This window comes from Fructilactobacillus sp. Tb1 (assembly GCF_050500285.1).
Lineage (GTDB): Bacteria > Bacillota > Bacilli > Lactobacillales > Lactobacillaceae > Fructilactobacillus.
Genome location: NZ_CP191377.1, coordinates 1,588,092 through 1,603,443 on the forward strand (window position 1 = coordinate 1,588,092; position 15,352 = coordinate 1,603,443).

The 15,352-nt window shown below is 34.0% G+C and carries 21 protein-coding genes, 1 tRNA gene and 1 other annotated feature; of the genes, 1 reads left to right on the forward strand and 21 read right to left on the reverse strand.

Annotation, left to right across the window (positions count from 1 at the left end; translation table 11 throughout):
* Positions 1-36: 36 nt before the first annotated feature.
* The 9 genes from nusB to miaA form a co-directional block, all read right to left on the reverse strand.
* Positions 37-447, reverse strand: coding sequence for a transcription antitermination factor NusB (gene nusB, locus ACQW5G_RS08155; RefSeq protein WP_429970965.1), 411 nt, complete (start codon positions 445-447; stop codon positions 37-39).
* Positions 437-874: an Asp23/Gls24 family envelope stress response protein gene (locus ACQW5G_RS08160; RefSeq protein ID WP_429970966.1), complete on the reverse strand. Its 438-nt coding sequence runs from the start codon at positions 872-874 to the stop codon at positions 437-439. Before ACQW5G_RS08160 ends, nusB begins: the two co-directional genes overlap by 11 nt.
* A 33-nt stretch (positions 875-907) precedes the next feature.
* Entirely contained in the window at positions 908-1,480 is a 573-nt protein-coding gene (gene efp / locus ACQW5G_RS08165) for an elongation factor P (protein ID WP_429970967.1), read from the reverse strand.
* A 114-nt stretch (positions 1,481-1,594) separates the two neighbouring features.
* Entirely contained in the window at positions 1,595-1,891 is a 297-nt protein-coding gene (gene rpmA / locus ACQW5G_RS08170; RefSeq protein ID WP_429970968.1) for a 50S ribosomal protein L27, read from the reverse strand.
* 25 nt (positions 1,892-1,916) lie between these two features.
* Positions 1,917-2,237: a ribosomal-processing cysteine protease Prp gene (locus ACQW5G_RS08175; RefSeq protein ID WP_429970969.1), complete on the reverse strand. Its 321-nt coding sequence runs from the start codon at positions 2,235-2,237 to the stop codon at positions 1,917-1,919.
* 5 nt (positions 2,238-2,242) lie between these two features.
* Positions 2,243-2,551 (reverse strand): 50S ribosomal protein L21, encoded by a 309-nt coding sequence (gene rplU, locus ACQW5G_RS08180; RefSeq protein WP_429970970.1) that lies wholly within the window; start codon positions 2,549-2,551, stop codon positions 2,243-2,245.
* Between the two features lie 20 nt (positions 2,552-2,571).
* Positions 2,572-2,643, reverse strand: a sequence feature (ribosomal protein L21 leader region).
* 91 nt (positions 2,644-2,734) lie between these two features.
* Positions 2,735-2,808, reverse strand: a tRNA-Arg gene (locus ACQW5G_RS08185).
* 64 nt (positions 2,809-2,872) lie between these two features.
* Complete coding sequence (locus ACQW5G_RS08190) at positions 2,873-3,391, reverse strand: hypothetical protein (protein WP_429970971.1); 519 nt, start codon at positions 3,389-3,391, stop codon at positions 2,873-2,875.
* Between the two features lie 4 nt (positions 3,392-3,395).
* Complete coding sequence (gene miaA, locus ACQW5G_RS08195) at positions 3,396-4,307, reverse strand: tRNA (adenosine(37)-N6)-dimethylallyltransferase MiaA (protein ID WP_429970972.1); 912 nt, start codon at positions 4,305-4,307, stop codon at positions 3,396-3,398.
* 94 nt (positions 4,308-4,401) lie between these two features.
* Here miaA and ACQW5G_RS08200 point away from each other — a divergent pair, with 94 nt between their 5' ends.
* Complete coding sequence (locus tag ACQW5G_RS08200; protein WP_429970973.1) at positions 4,402-4,578, forward strand: DUF3042 family protein; 177 nt, start codon at positions 4,402-4,404, stop codon at positions 4,576-4,578.
* Between the two features lie 39 nt (positions 4,579-4,617).
* Here the strand turns inward: ACQW5G_RS08200 and ACQW5G_RS08205 are convergent, their stop codons facing one another.
* The 12 genes from ACQW5G_RS08205 to ACQW5G_RS08260 form a co-directional block, all read right to left on the reverse strand.
* Positions 4,618-4,995 carry a rhodanese-like domain-containing protein gene (locus tag ACQW5G_RS08205; RefSeq protein WP_429971909.1) on the reverse strand — a complete coding sequence of 126 codons (378 nt, stop codon included), beginning with the start codon at positions 4,993-4,995 and terminating at the stop codon, positions 4,618-4,620.
* A gap of 57 nt (positions 4,996-5,052) precedes the next feature.
* Complete coding sequence (locus tag ACQW5G_RS08210; protein ID WP_429970974.1) at positions 5,053-6,018, reverse strand: ROK family glucokinase; 966 nt, start codon at positions 6,016-6,018, stop codon at positions 5,053-5,055.
* A gap of 2 nt (positions 6,019-6,020) precedes the next feature.
* Positions 6,021-6,248: a YqgQ family protein gene (locus ACQW5G_RS08215; protein ID WP_429970975.1), complete on the reverse strand. Its 228-nt coding sequence runs from the start codon at positions 6,246-6,248 to the stop codon at positions 6,021-6,023.
* A 37-nt stretch (positions 6,249-6,285) separates the two neighbouring features.
* Positions 6,286-6,948, reverse strand: coding sequence for a rhomboid family intramembrane serine protease (locus tag ACQW5G_RS08220; protein ID WP_429970976.1), 663 nt, complete (start codon positions 6,946-6,948; stop codon positions 6,286-6,288).
* Positions 6,948-7,478 carry a 5-formyltetrahydrofolate cyclo-ligase gene (locus tag ACQW5G_RS08225; protein WP_429970977.1) on the reverse strand — a complete coding sequence of 177 codons (531 nt, stop codon included), beginning with the start codon at positions 7,476-7,478 and terminating at the stop codon, positions 6,948-6,950. Before ACQW5G_RS08225 ends, ACQW5G_RS08220 begins: the two co-directional genes overlap by 1 nt.
* 48 nt (positions 7,479-7,526) lie before the next feature.
* Entirely contained in the window at positions 7,527-7,676 is a 150-nt protein-coding gene (rpmG, locus tag ACQW5G_RS08230; RefSeq protein ID WP_014081923.1) for a 50S ribosomal protein L33, read from the reverse strand.
* A 121-nt stretch (positions 7,677-7,797) separates the two neighbouring features.
* On the reverse strand, positions 7,798-9,855 hold the full coding sequence (locus ACQW5G_RS08235) for a peptidoglycan D,D-transpeptidase FtsI family protein (RefSeq protein WP_429970978.1): 2,058 nt from the start codon (positions 9,853-9,855) through the stop codon (positions 7,798-7,800).
* Between the two features lie 163 nt (positions 9,856-10,018).
* Positions 10,019-10,495, reverse strand: a complete 477-nt coding sequence (gene greA / locus ACQW5G_RS08240; RefSeq protein ID WP_429970979.1) for a transcription elongation factor GreA — start codon at positions 10,493-10,495, stop codon at positions 10,019-10,021.
* Positions 10,496-10,563: 68 nt separating this feature from the next.
* The gene (gene udk, locus ACQW5G_RS08245) at positions 10,564-11,220 is read right to left on the reverse strand and encodes a uridine kinase (RefSeq protein ID WP_429970980.1); all 657 of its coding nucleotides are present in this window, start codon (positions 11,218-11,220) and stop codon (positions 10,564-10,566) included.
* Between the two features lie 28 nt (positions 11,221-11,248).
* Positions 11,249-13,660, reverse strand: coding sequence for a phenylalanine--tRNA ligase subunit beta (gene pheT, locus ACQW5G_RS08250; RefSeq protein ID WP_429970981.1), 2,412 nt, complete (start codon positions 13,658-13,660; stop codon positions 11,249-11,251).
* 14 nt (positions 13,661-13,674) lie between these two features.
* A complete protein-coding gene (pheS, locus tag ACQW5G_RS08255) occupies positions 13,675-14,712 on the reverse strand; it encodes a phenylalanine--tRNA ligase subunit alpha (RefSeq protein ID WP_429970982.1) in 1,038 nt (345 codons plus the stop codon).
* Between the two features lie 283 nt (positions 14,713-14,995).
* Positions 14,996-15,343: a winged helix-turn-helix transcriptional regulator gene (locus tag ACQW5G_RS08260; RefSeq protein ID WP_429970983.1), complete on the reverse strand. Its 348-nt coding sequence runs from the start codon at positions 15,341-15,343 to the stop codon at positions 14,996-14,998.
* Positions 15,344-15,352: the final 9 nt, after the last annotated feature.

Sequence of the window (15,352 nt, forward strand, 5' to 3'; positions counted from 1 at the left end):
CAGATATTAAACACCTTTATAAAACAAAAAAGAACCCTATTCAGGGTTCTTTTTCATATTCTTATCTAGAATGGCATTAATAAAGTTACTTGATTTTTCATCACTAAATTTCTTAGCTAATTCAAGTGCTTCGTTAATTGCAACTTTGTCAGGAACATCTTCTTCAAAGTCCATTTCATAAATTCCCAGTTCAAGAATGATTAAATCAGATTTGTTCAAACGACTAATTGTCCATTTTGAATCCAAAAATGATTTGATAATTTCATCGATTTTTTCTTTATTATCTTTAACACCGTTAACTAATTCTTTATAGTATTCAGGTGCGACTGCTGATTCATCATCAGTGAGATATTTGAAGAAATCATCTAAATCCATTTCATCATTACTGTGCATTGCGAATAAAGTTTGAAATGCATATTCTCTAATTTGGTGTCTGTTAGTTTTCACTTTTTTCTCCATCATTATCGAACAAGCTATCAGTATCAACCTTAGTAGCCTTTTCAGGAACTACTCCCTCAACATGAACGTTGACGTCATCAACATGCAAGTCAGTCATGAAAAGTAATTGTTGTTTAACTTGATCTTGAATTTGAAGTGCTACTTTAGGAACTGAAACACCATAATCAAGGTAAACATAGACATCAACGTCTAAGTTATCGTTATCATTAAATGCTAATTTAACACCATGACTGCGTTCTTTTCTACCAAATAGTCCTTGGACACTTGAAGAAATAGTTCCGCGCATTTTGTTAACACCATCAACATCAGTTGTAGCAATGCTAGTAATCACTTCAATAACGTTTGGCGCTACTTTAATGTTACCTAAATCATCTTTTTTATTATCTAAAGTAATAAATTGTTCTTCTGTTGCCATTTTCATAGCCTCCAATTCAAGAATAATTAATTGTTATTTACTTTCCTTATCACGTGAGATGTAAGTACCATCAGTAGTATTGATGATTAACTTGTCACCTTCATTTACGAAGAAAGGAACTTGTAAAGTAACACCAGTGCTCATAGTAGCTGGTTTTGAACCACCTGAAGCAGTATCACCTTTGATACCAGGTTCAGTAGCAGCAACTTCAAGACTTACAGTTTTTGGTAATTCAATTCCAAGAGTTTCACCCTTGTATTGCATAATTTGAACTTCCATGTTTGGTTGTAAGTATTTCATTGCTTCTTCACAAGCTTCACGAGGAATAGTAATTTGATCATAAGTATCATTATCCATGAATACTAAACCATTACCATCATCGTAAAGGTATTGCATCTTCATAGTGTTGATTTCAGCCTTTTCCATTTTGGCACCAGAACGGAAAGTCTTTTCTTGAACAGCACCAGTTCTTAAGTTCTTTAGTTTAGTACGAACAAAAGCTCCACCCTTACCAGGTTTAACGTGTTGGAATTCAAGAATCTTCCAGATTGCGTTATCAACTTCGATAGTCAATCCGTTTTTAAATTTTGCAGTAGAAATAGCCATAATAAAGCCCCCTATATTTACTATCAATCATATCAATTATAACTAGCTTAAATCAAGTGAAATAGCTAATTGCATAAAAAAAGACTCACGGTTAAGCGAGTCTCAAATTTTTATTTACTTATTTGCAGTTTCAGCTTCTGGGTAAACAGAAACTTGACGTTTGTCTCTTCCTAAACGTTCGAAACGAACGACACCATCGGCAAGTGCGAATAAAGTATCATCTGAACCACGTTTAACGTTAACACCTGGGTAGATGTGAGTTCCACGTTGTCTGTAAATGATTGAACCAGTTGTAACAGTTGAACCATCAGCAGCCTTAGTTCCTAAACGACGACCAGCTGAGTCACGACCGTTAGATGATGAACCACCGGTTTTATGGTGAGAGAAGAATTGTAAGTCCATTTTAAGCATGTGCGATACACCTCCATATTAAAAATTATTGTATCTTAATGTATTTGTCATATTGCTTTGCAATATCACGCATACCATTTTCAAAGCATAATAATAATGTTTGTACTTGAATGTTATTTAAATCTGCATCCTTAATGGTTACAGCTAAATATCCACCATTTTCAACATCTTGATCAACCAATGGATTAATCCCAGCAACCTGAGTTAAACCATTAATAGTTGATATCGAAAGCACTGAAACAGCAGCACAGACAATATCATGCCCATATTCTCCAGAATCAGCATGACCAGATAATGAAAATCCAGTAATGAGATCATTTTGAGAATTAAACTTTGCTTTAATCATAAGAATTAAGCGTTAATTTTTTCAATCTTAACTTTAGTGTAAGGTTGACGGTGACCTTTTTTAGAAGTTGAACCCTTCTTAGGCTTGTAACGGAAGATAGTAATCTTCTTTTGTTTACCTTGTTTTTCAACAGATCCTTCAACTGAAGCACCGTCTACTAATGGAGTACCAACTTTAGTGTTATCCCCACCAACTAAAACAACTTGGTCAAAAGTTACTTTGTCACCTGCAGCTGCATCTAATTTTTCAACGAAAATAGATTCACCTTCAGAAACTTTGTATTGCTTTCCACCTGTAACGATAATTGCGTACATGTACATGCACCTCCTTAAAATAATATGCTTAGACTCGCCATAACTGAGCGCCTTTCGGACTTAATACTCAGAATGTGCGGTTGTAGCTGTGAGAGCTCACAAGTACAACATAGTTATTTTATCTGACATTAGCATAAAAGTCAAATAAAAAAAGATAAATGCTAAAAGCATTTATCTTTGATATGTCGCAGGAGAGATTCGAACTCTCGACCTACGGTTTAGAAGACCGTTGCTCTATCCAGCTGGGCTACTGCGACATATAGTTCTTTTACAGAACATAAATTATTATATGAATTATACGTCGCTAAGTCAATAGCAAATTTAGATAAGTTTCAGATCTTTTTCAATTTTTTCTAAAAAAGCTGTTTGAATTTCAGCATCAGTAAAGCCAAAATCAGTCTCAGCCCACTTAAATAGTAAAACCCAGGCATGTCTAAACGAAGTGTCATTTTTTTCATAATAGGCTTTTAATAGCATATTTTGAATTGAAAGAAATAACGTATCTAGTTGTGATTTGTCATCCTTATTTAAAATAGCAAGTCGTTTGGTTTCATCTTCTGATAACCGCAATTTATCATTCCAATTACAAATACTCGAAATTAAGATGAAATCACGCATCACAACTACAAAAGCATTCAGGCGTTCTTCTTTAGTAGAAGATGTAATTCCGTCTATCTTAGTATCATCTAGTCCACACAATTCTGCTAATTCCCCTAAATGAATGTTCAAAGACACCATTACAGCTGGTAAATGTTGATTTTCTTTCCAGACTAATTGACGTTTAGTGTCTAGCTTCCGATATAAATTAATTGTTTGATTACACATTGCTTCGATATTCAAAAAATCATCTCCATTGATTTACTAATGTTTCAATTTGATTAATTTCACTTGGATGTTCAACTAAATTAAACCAATTCGTATTTAATTTGTTTCTAAACCAAGTTAATTGGCGTTTAGCATAGTGCCTTGAATCTAGCTTAATTTCATCTATTGTATCAGATAAACTTTGATTTGCATTAAAGTACGCATCAAATTCACGATAACCAATTCCTTTGCTAGCTGGATTATTCATCCCACCATGACTAAATAACCATTTATTTTCTTGTAGCAATCCCTCATCCATCATCAAATCAACTCGCTGATTAATTCGTTGATATAGTAATTTACGATCACAATTTAGGCCAATCACTAAAGCATCATATTGCGGTTCAAAGTTTTGTTGTTCAGAAAATTTATGCCCTGTTACTTCACAGACTTCTAATGCTCGAATTATCTTACGTGAGTTAGCTGCTGGAATTTTTTCAGCAGCTACTGGATCAATCTTATTTAATTTATCCCACATTTGTTCACTAGAAGTATCCGCTAATTCTTGTTCTAAGTTAGCTTTAACTTTCTCATCAGAGCTGTTTTCACCACCAAGAGCAAGTCCATTAATCAAAGCTTGAATATAATATCCTGTTCCACCAGCAATGATTGGTAACTTACCACGATTACTAATATTATCAATTAACTTTCCAGCGTCATGAACAAAATCAACTACACCATTTTCTTGATCTACATCTTTAGTATCAATTAGGTAATGTGGTATTCCGTTTTGTTCTTTCGGTAAGGTTTTTGCGGTACCAATATCAAGCTTTCGATAAATTTGTAACGAATCTCCAGAAATCACTTCACCATTGTATTTTTTTGCTAATTTGATGGCCAAAGCACTTTTTCCCACTGCTGTTGGTCCAACAATAATTAATATTTTTTTCATCGTTATTCCTAACTTAATTCATAGTTGATACTGGATATATTAACGCAAATAACGCATAATAAACAAGTAAATAATAATATGGAGGTTGTTCATTATGCATAAATTTGGTAAAGGTTTTGCTACTGGTGTAGCTACCATGATTGGTGTAACTGCTGGAGTTTTATTCTCATTTAAAAAAGCAGTCGTAGAACCAATTGAATCTCAAGAAAAGAAAGCTGAAGATAACCGTAAAAAGTCATTAAGAAAATCTGGTTCTTCACACTTAGGTTAATAAACAAAAAAATAAGAGCTCTTAAGAGCTCTTATTTTTTTAGCCTTTTTTCACTTTTCCATCCCATTTTTGGTAACCTTCATCCAAAATTGAAATATTTTTAAAGCCTTTTTTATTTAAAAATTTAGCAGCTCTCATACTAAGCGTCTTAGTTTGGTCATATAAATATACAGGCAAATCAGGACGTAATTCAGTATAAAAGTTTTTAAATGTTGAATAAGGGATATTTCTGGCACCCATAATATGACCATTTTTAAATGCGTTTGGTTCACGAAGATCAATTACTTGTGCCTTTCTAATTCCTTCTCTAAATTCTTCTTCTGAAAGAAATTTAGCATATCTTTTTGTTCTGAAGACATTAAAATAATGTACAGCAGCCCAAAGAGCAATGATAATAACAATTACTAATAAAAACATAGTAATTGAGTTTAAGAAACTAGCCAATTAATTCCACCCCATTCGTTTTAGTTATTTTTATCTGAATTGTAATGCCATTGAAGCCGCACCGATAACACCGGCGTCGTTTCCAAGTTCAGCTAATTTAATCTTAGTAGAATTTCTAACTGATGGGAAGGCATTTTCTTGGAAGTATTTAGTTGTTGGTTGTAACAAAGTGTTACCGGCGTTAGAAACACCACCACCAATAATGATACTTGCAGGGTTTAATGTGTTACCAATCATTGAAAGTGCAAGACCTAAGTAGAAACATACACGATCAACAACTTGGTTTGCTAAGATATCACCGTTGTCTGCAAGGTAAAATACTAATTTTGAAGTGATTTTTTCGTCACCATCATCAATAAGTTCTTTTAGACGTGAAGTACCATTGAATTTCTTAGCCATATCTTCAGCAACACGAACAATTCCAGTAGCTGAAGCATATGTTTCAAGACAACCTTTTTTACCACAAGTACATAGGTATCCATCTGGTTGAACAGCAATATGACCAATTTCACCGGCTCCACCATTTACACCATGAAGTAATTTACCGTTAGCGATAACACCACCACCAACACCAGTACCTAGAGTAGCAAAGACAACGTCGTCTTCAGCACTTCCGGCACCCTTCCAGTATTCACCTAATGATGCAACATTAGCATCATTATCAAGGTCAAATGGTAATCCTAATCCCTTTTGGATTTGTTCACGAATTGGTTGAGTAGTCTTCCAGTTCAAGTTAAAAGCTTCTGAAACAGTACCGTTAGCACGATCAACTGCACCAGGAGTTCCCATACCAATACCAATAAAATCAGCAGTAGTCTTACCTGAATCTTCGATATGTTGAGCAATTGACTTGATAATATTAGGAACAATATGACTTCCTTCATCACTAATATCAGTCAAAATTCTCCATTTTTCTAAGACTTCACCATCTTCATTTAGAAAAGCCATTTTAGTAGTTGTACCACCTAAATCGATACCAATTAAATTCTTTGACATAACTATAAACCTCCAGTGTCATTTTGTTGCTTTAATTTATTTTCTTCTATTTTGTGTTCGTGAGTTAAAACTAACTTGGCAGAAACAAATTCTTTATTAGAAATAACCTTTGCTTCATGTAGATGATCTAGTTCTAAAGCCATAACTTCAATATCCCAGATTCTTTTTCCTACATAAACGTATGTTCCAAATCTCTTTAAAAGCTGTTGTACATCATATAAATTTTTCATATACAGTTATCATCCTAAAATAAATTACTTATTTGTGTCAACGATTCAAACCAATATAGTACATTATTATTATACCAAGAATTAAAGCGTTTGCATAAATAATTATACTTTTTTTATTTAAAGTTTTAAATCCCTTAATTCCAATTATCATACTAATCAAATATCCGCCAAGTAACCCACCAATATGCCCAATCAAACTAACATTTGGCATAAAAATATCCATAACGAAATTTAACACAATAAATAGCAAACAAGTTTTGCCATAATTTTGGATAAAAGGATCATTTTTTAGTTTTAAATATAAGACTGCAAATGCTCCAAATAAACCAAATATTGATGTGCTGCTTCCAGCGGATATTCCGTTTTCAAAAGCAAAACTCATTAGATTACCCATTATTCCAGAACCAATAAAAATTATCAAGAATTTTAAATGTCCAAAATAAAGTTCAATAATGCGACCAAAATAATACAAAACAATCAGATTCAAAATCAAATGTTGATAGCCAATGTGAATAAAGATTGGCGTAATTAATCTCCACCACTCGCCTGCTTTAATCAATGGATTATATTCAGCACCAAAGTGCAATAAAATAGCACTATTTTCAGTACCACCTGCACAAGTCATAACGACAAAATATAATACCATGATAGAAACTAATCCATACGTAATGAATGGAATGTTTTTAATTTTTCGCATCATTATTCGACCTCAATAATTAAACGTTGAATTGGGATATCTGTAATTTCTAATTTCCATTCTGAATCAATTAATTGAAAATGTCTAACTAAACTAATCGTTTTCCCAAGATAGTCGCTTAAATAGCGATCATAAAAACCACCGCCATAACCAATTCGTTGATTGTTATTTTTAGAAAACGCTACTCCTGGAACAATAATTAAATCTATTTTATTTTTGGCGATTACTTTTGCATTATCATTGGGTTCTAAAATCCCAAAATTGCTAAGAATTAGTGACTCTAGATTTTCAAATTCAAAAAATTCCATTTTATGATGTGGGAAAGTCTTCGGAATAAGCATTGTCTTCCCTTCAGACAGTCCTTTTTCAATAATAGGCATTGTATCTAGTTCCATGTTAGTACTCATTGTAACAGCAATTATCTTTGCTGCTTGCCATTCTGATGAGTTAAATAGTTGTTGGTACAATTTCCCATGATTTGAACCAGCATTTTTCATCAATTCAAACATTTGTTGTCGTATTTCATTTTTCATTTTTATTATCCTAAATAAAAAAGATTTTGAGCACAAGGCTCAAAATCTTTATTTTGTTTCGCGATGTAAAGTTGCTTTTCTTTCACGAGGGCAGTACTTTGTTAATTCTAAACGATCGGGGTTGTTACGACGATTTTTAGAAGTTAAGTAATTGCGTTCGTGGCATTCAGTACATTCTAATGTAATGTGTACACGCATGGTAAATACCTCCAAACAGATGCTTTTTTAATTTATCAATAATAACATAAACAATCATAACACCTTTTACTAAAAAATTCTAGCGATTAATGCAAATAATGTTAATTATTTTTACTTGACGCTATTTTGGAGCGTGTTCAACGTCTTTCCAATATGCATTTAAGATATCAGCAGCTAGTTGAGCATTATTACCAGCAGATTCTGGAAGGTTTGGCATTGACAAAGCAATTACTACATGTGGATTTTTATAAGGTGCCATTGCAATCATACTTAAAGTAGCAGTTTCATTTCCATCATAGAAAGTTTGCGCTGTACCAGTTTTAGCAGAAATAGATGGCTTAATTTCATTAGTTGTCATCCCAGTACGATAAGGACTAGTTCCATGCACAACTTGATACATACCTTGTAAAATAACATTTCTTTGTGCTTCAGTAAATGGAACTTTACTCAATACTTGAGGACGAATTGTTTCCTTAATTGCACCTAGTTTACTGTTATCTTTAGTGTTACCTCGGATATTTTGAACTAGTTGTGGTTTCAAACGATAACCACCATTAGCAATAATTGAAACATATTGAGCTAATTGAATTGTTGTATATCCATCGTAGTTACCATATGATTCATCCAGTGCTTTACCAATATTAGCAAATCCAGATGGACCTTGGATACCAGCTGATTCACCTGGTAAATCAATTCCAGTTTTAACTCCTAATCCAAATTGTTTGAAATTATTTCTTAAGGTATCAAAAATAGCAGGATTCATATTTAATGGTGCACCAGGGACATACTTATATCCAGCTTCTTTCATAGCCAATTGCATCATATAAGAGTTAGAAGAATCTTCTAAGGCATCTTGTGCTGTCAATTGAATATCATGTGCACCAGTAGGATTAAACCATGAAGATTTAGTTCCTCCACCATTTTTAATTGGTTGATCGGTTTGAACACTGTTTTCAGGAGTAATAATTCCCTTCATCAATGCACCAAGTTCCATAGCTGGTTTAACTACTGATCCCATAGTAATTGGTCGACTAATTACCCCCATATCATTTTGGGTGATTTTATTGGTCTTAGGATCACGATCCACACCTGCCATTCCAATTACGGCACCAGTATATGGATTCATTGCAACGGCATATGTCCCAGTACCATAACCACCAGCTTGATCTTTTCTTACTATTTTTTGCAAATCATTTTGGAATTTAGAATTAATCGTAAGTTGTAAGTTATCTCCAGCTTTTCCAGGATATTTAACCATTTGTGAAATGATTTGATTACTACTACTTACTTTAACGTTAGTTTGTGATTTAGATCCCTTTAAAATTGGTTCATATTGAGATTCAAGATCACTAATTCCAACTGATTCATTTTGAGAATAACCTTGTGCAAGCAAACTATTTACACGATCTTCAGGAAGTCCTGATTTATTTGATGAAACTGAACCAGTAACTGTTTGAACCTCTTTACCCTCAGGATAATTTCTTACCCAGTTACTTCCAACTTCAACCCCAGGTAATTCTGACTGATGTTCACCGACTAATGATAGTTCTTTTGCAGAAACCTTATTATATTTGATATAAGTCGTTGAAAGTGTATATGCTCCACTCATAGAATTGAAAATTGCAGCTGCATTTTTCATTTTATTTGTAATGGGAACAATATCTCCGGCAACAAACTTTTTAATTTCTTCAGCTTGCACTTTATCAGGACTCATACTTGAAGCCCCATTAATTTGCTTTTCAGCATTAGCACTATTAGAAGTGTTAGCTAAATAATATTGGGCTATTTGTTTTTTATTTAAATGATTAGTAGGTACAGTTATGTAATCACCTAATTGAGTTGCTGTTTGATACATATCTTTAGAAGATACGCTTGGCAATCTAGTATAAGTAATTGCACGTTGACTTTCGTTTCCAACCATTAACTTACCCGTGGAATCATAAATTTTACCACGTGGTACATTTCCATATTTTGTATAGTTATTATTTTGACTTACTGTTGACTTAAAATAATTTCCTTGAATAATTTGTAAGTCAGCTAATTTCCAAATTAAAACAATAAATAATAATCCAACTACAAAGAAAATCAAATTCAAACGAAACGGAATTGTATTCGCTTCATTTGATTGTCTTGTAGAACGCGTTCTCTTTTTGAAAAATCTTCCAAAAAAGTTCCCCACAACAGTTACCCCTTTTTAATCATATTTTGATATTAAGTTAATGACTTTATTTAAACAATTACGTTCATTATCCCATTATAAACATGGTTCCGCAATATCCATAAACTAAAATTAAGTAAAATTAAAAAAGATGTTAGACAAAATGTCCAACATCTTTTTCTAACTATTTAACACTTAAAATTTCAACATGCATTACGCCGTCAGGAATTTCAATATCAACTTTTTGACCAACTTTATGACCTAAAAGACCACGAGCAATTGGTGAATCGTTTGATACTTTACCAGCAAGTGGATCAGCTTCTGCTGCCCCAACAATTTGGTATTCTTCTGGTTCTTCGTCAGGTAATTCTTTAAATGAAACAGTCTTACCAACACTAACTTCATCAGTATCTGTGTTCAAATCATCAACGATTTGAGCAAATTGAAGCATGTGTTCAACCGTATTGATACGACTTTCAAGTAATGCTTGTTCATTTTTAGCTGATTTGTATTCAGAGTTTTCTGACAAATCACCATAACTTCTAGCAATCTTAATTTGTTCAATTACGTGTGGACGTTGATTTGTTTTTAAATCTTCAAGTTCTTGTTCAAGTTTAACTTGACCGTCTTTGGTCATTGGATATACTTTTTCTTCAGCCATTTTAGCACCTCATTATTTTATTCAATCTAAAATCTATCATTAAAAGCGAAATTTATCAAATAAAATCACTAATAATCTATCACAGAAGTTTCACTATCTGTTCCAAGAATTGATTGAACCTTGGTTGCTAATAGATCAATAGCAACTTCATTCTTACCACCACGGGGAATAATGATATCAGCATAGCGCTTCGTTGGTTCAACAAATTGATGATACATTGGACGTACAGTTGATAAATATTGTTGAATAATTGAATCAACAGAACGACCACGTTCTACTGTATCACGTTGGATTCGACGAATTAAACGAATGTCATCATCCGTATCAACGAAAACTTTAATGTCCATCATGTCACGAAGACGTGGATCATTCAAAATCAAGATTCCTTCTAAGATAATAACATCAGTTGGTTCTTGAGTTTGAGTTTCTTTACTACGGTTAGATACAGTGTAATCATAAACAGGTTTTTGAATTGTTTTATAATTCAACAAGTCTTGTAACTGTTGTACTAATAAATCATCATCAAAAGCATCTGGATGATCATAATTTTGCTTACGACGTTCTTCCATCGTCTTATGTGATTGATCTTTATAGTACGAATCCTGTTGCAAAATACTAATTGAATGACCTAATAATCGTTGCAAGATTGATTTACTAACAGTAGTTTTCCCACTACTTGATCCACCAGTTACACCAATAATAATAGGACGCTTTTTGGTTGTCATTTCTAAGATTTCCCCTTTTACTTAAAAACTATCTAATTTCTACATCAAGTTCATCTTGAAGATATTTGGTAATCTTAGCAATTGCTTTGTTTACTACTTCATCTTTAAGAGTTTCTTTGGCATCTTCAAATGTTAATGAATATGCTAATGATTTTTTACCTTCTGGAACATGTTCTCCATCGTAAACATCGAATAATGTGACATTCTTCAAGAATGCACCACCGCGACGTTTGATAATATCATAAATTTGTTCATTTGTAACATCATCATTAACTAACATAGCCATATCACGACTAATACTTGGGTATGGGCTTACTTGTTTGTATTGTTGATCATTCTTCTTAGCATCCACTAATTTATCTAAATCAAGTTCGAATACGAAAGTTGGTTTGATTTTGAATTCTTTGGCAGTCGTTGGATGTACTTGACCAACAAAACCAATAACTTCATCACCAAGTTTGATTAAGGCAGTCCGACCTGGATGCATTTCTTTGATTGCATCAGTTCCTTCATATGAAATTTCATCAGCTAATGATAAAGTTTCAAGGTATTTAGCAACAATTCCTTTCATCCCAAAGAAATCCATTTTAGTGGCTTTTTGGTTCCAAGTTGATTGAATCAATGAACCTGAAACAGCACCAGCAATATGTTCTACTTCAGTTGGACGAACTTCATCCGCTTCTCTAAAGAAAACTCGACCTTGTTCGAAGAATGGGACATCTTCCACCCCACGAGCTTGATTGTATGAAATATCATTCAATAGTCCAGAAATCAAATTCATACGGAGAACAGCATGATCATTAGTCATTGGCCATTGCAAATTAGTTTCATTACTATCATTCAATAGGAACATTTTAGCTTTAGCTTCAGTAGTTAATGAATATGAAATGGCATGAGTTAATCCTTCACCAAGTAAAACTTTACGTGATTTACGGATTAATTGTTGCTTAGGAGTGAAACTACCTTCAGTAGTAACTGTCACTGGTAAAGTTACAGGAATGTTGTCATATCCGTAGATACGGGCAACTTCTTCAATTAAATCAGCGTCAATCTTAATGTCCCAACATCTTGTAGGTACAGTAACTAACATTTCATTGTCCTTAGTTTCTACTGAGAAACCTAAGCGATTGAAGATTGAAATAATTTCTTTTTCACTTAAATCAGTACCTAAAACATGGTTAATACGATTAGCTGAGATAGCAATTGTAACTGGTTTAACAATTTCGTCACTTCCAGCAACTACCCCAAGACTTGCTTTACCATTGGCCAATTCTTGTACCAAACCAGCAGCATAGTTTAAGGCATTTTCCACGTTACCTTTATCTACTCCACGTTCAAACCGTTGTGAAGCATCTGTATGAAGCAATTCTTTTTGAGCCATCTTACGAGTAGCAACCGGTTCAAAGACTCCTGCTTCAATTACGATATCAGTAGTATCGGCAGTAACGCGGGTATCGTGACCACCCATTAATCCGGCAAGCGCAACAGGCTTTTCACCATCTGCAATTACCACATCAACTGGTGATAATTCACGTTCTTCTTCATCAAGAGTGGTAATTTTTTCACCATTTTTAGCCCGACGAACGCGTAAATCACCATCTGCAATCTCACTTAAATCATAAGCATGCAATGGTTGACCAAGTTTCATCATAACTAAGTTAGTAATATCAACAACATTGTTAATTGGTTTGATACCTAAGTTCCAAAGCTTAATTTGTAACCAAAGTGGACTAGTTTTAACTTCCACATTTTTAATCACTTTTAATTTGTAAATTGGAGCTAAATCTTCATCAGCATTTGCTTTTACATCTGCTTTAGATTCAACGTTACCTAATTCTTTGGCAGCAGTTTCATCAAAATTAACTTTTTGATCAAATACGGCTGCTAAATCATAAACAGCACCACGTAAACTCAACATATCTCCTCGGTTAGGGGTAACATCTAAGTCAATTAATGGATCATTCATGCCTAAATAATCAAACACTGGAGTACCTAATTCAGCATCTTCAGGTAAAAAGTAGATTCCATCTTTCCATTCATCAGGAACGATATCTTTAGGGAAACCAATTTCATCAAGGCCACAAAGCATCCCGTTAGATTGAACTCCACGCATCTTTGCTTTCTTAATCTTAATGTTGCCGCCCACACGAGCACCAGGGAGTGCCACAATTACTTTTTTGCCTACTTCAACGTTCGGAGCACCACACACGATTTGTGATGGTTCGTCTTCACCAACATCAATTTGGCAAATATTCAAATGTCCAGCATCGGGATGCTTTTCAAATGAAAGAATTTTACCAACCACAATCTTTTTAAGTCCATCGCTACGTTTAGAAACTGAATCAACTTCAACTGAAGTTCTTTCAATTTTTTCACCAAGTTCTTCTGGAGAAAGATTGATGTCTAAATAATCTTTAAGCCAATCATATGATAATAACATTTCGTTCCTCCTAATTAATCAAATTGTGATAAGAAGCGTAAATCGTCAAGGTAGAAATCACGGATATCATTAACCCCGTATTTCAACATTGCAAAACGATCGGGACCAACACCAAAGGCAAATCCACCGTATTCTTTAGGATCAACACCGGCCATTTTAAGGACGTTAGGATGAACCATCCCGGCACCTAATACTTCAATCCAGCCAGAACCCTTACATACGTCACAACCTTTACCACCACAGTTCATACAAGTGATATCTGCTTCAACTGAAGGTTCAGTGAATGGGAAATAACTTGGACGAAGACGAACTTGGAATTTGTCACCAAACAATTTGTGGGTCATTACTTCCAAAGTACCCTTCAAGTCAGCCATCGTGATGTGTTTGTCAATCATAATTCCTTCAACTTGATGGAATTGATGAGAGTGAGTAGGATCATCAGTATCACGTCTAAATACGACACCTGGAGAAATCATCTTCAAAGGACCTTTGCTGAAGTCGTGTTTTTCTAAAGTACGAGCTTGCATTGGTGAAGTATGCGTTCTCATCAAGATTTCTTTAGTGATGTAGAAAGTATCTTGCATATCACGGGCAGGATGATCTTTAGGTAAATTCATCATTTCAAAATTGTAATGATCTTCTTCAACTTCTGGACCACTTAAAACTTGGTAACCCATTCCAATAAAGATATCTTCAATTTCATCAATAATTTGTTGGATAACATGCGGATGACCTAAAGCAACGTTGTTACCGGGTAAAGTAACATCCACCTTTTCTGCTGCTAATTTAGCGTTTAATTTAGCAGTTTCAAGTTCCTCTTGTTTAGTTGAAATTGCAGTAGCCAATTCATCACGAATCGTGTTAGCAAAACTACCAACCACTGGTCTTTCTTCAACAGGAAGTGTTGAAATACCACGTAATGCTTGTGTAATAGGTCCTTTTTTACCTAATAGTTTGACCCGAATTTCGTTTAAAGCTTTGACATCAGTTGAAGCTTTAATTTCGTTCAAACCATTTTGTTTGATTGTTTCTAAATCTTCTCTTAAACCCACGACAAAATCCCCCTTTTTTCCAATAAAAAAAGCCTCTCCCTATAGCAGGGACGAAGCTTCGCGTTACCACCCAAATTCACACGAATCCGTGTGCACTCTTAGGATGGATAACGACATCAATCGGACATTTTTAATTAGTTTATTTATGTCTACTTCTTCAAAAGCGAATTCAGCCACATGGATTTTTCTCAGCAAACCAATCTCTCTGTATTAGCGCAGCCTACTACTTCTTTTTTCACAGTAGTTACTAAAAGTATAAAACATATTACTGCCACGGTCAAACCTATTTATCACCGTCACACCATTTATCAGCCCAGCCATGAACAGCTGTCATAATTGGTTGTAAATCCTTACCTTTTTCAGTTAATTCATACTTAATTAATGATGATTCATCGGATGTCTTACGGGCAATAATATCCCATTCTCGTAATTCTTTTAATCTAGCAGTTAGTACTCGATCACTACATCCGTCAATTTTATTAGCAATCTCACCAAAACGAAGTGATCCACCAATTAAGAGTGATTCAATAATTACTCCGTTCCATTTCTTACCTAGAATAGAAAATGCTTCTTCAAATTTTGAGCAAAGGCATTCTCCATCATCTTTGATTATTTTTTTGTTTGCCATCATAATCACGAC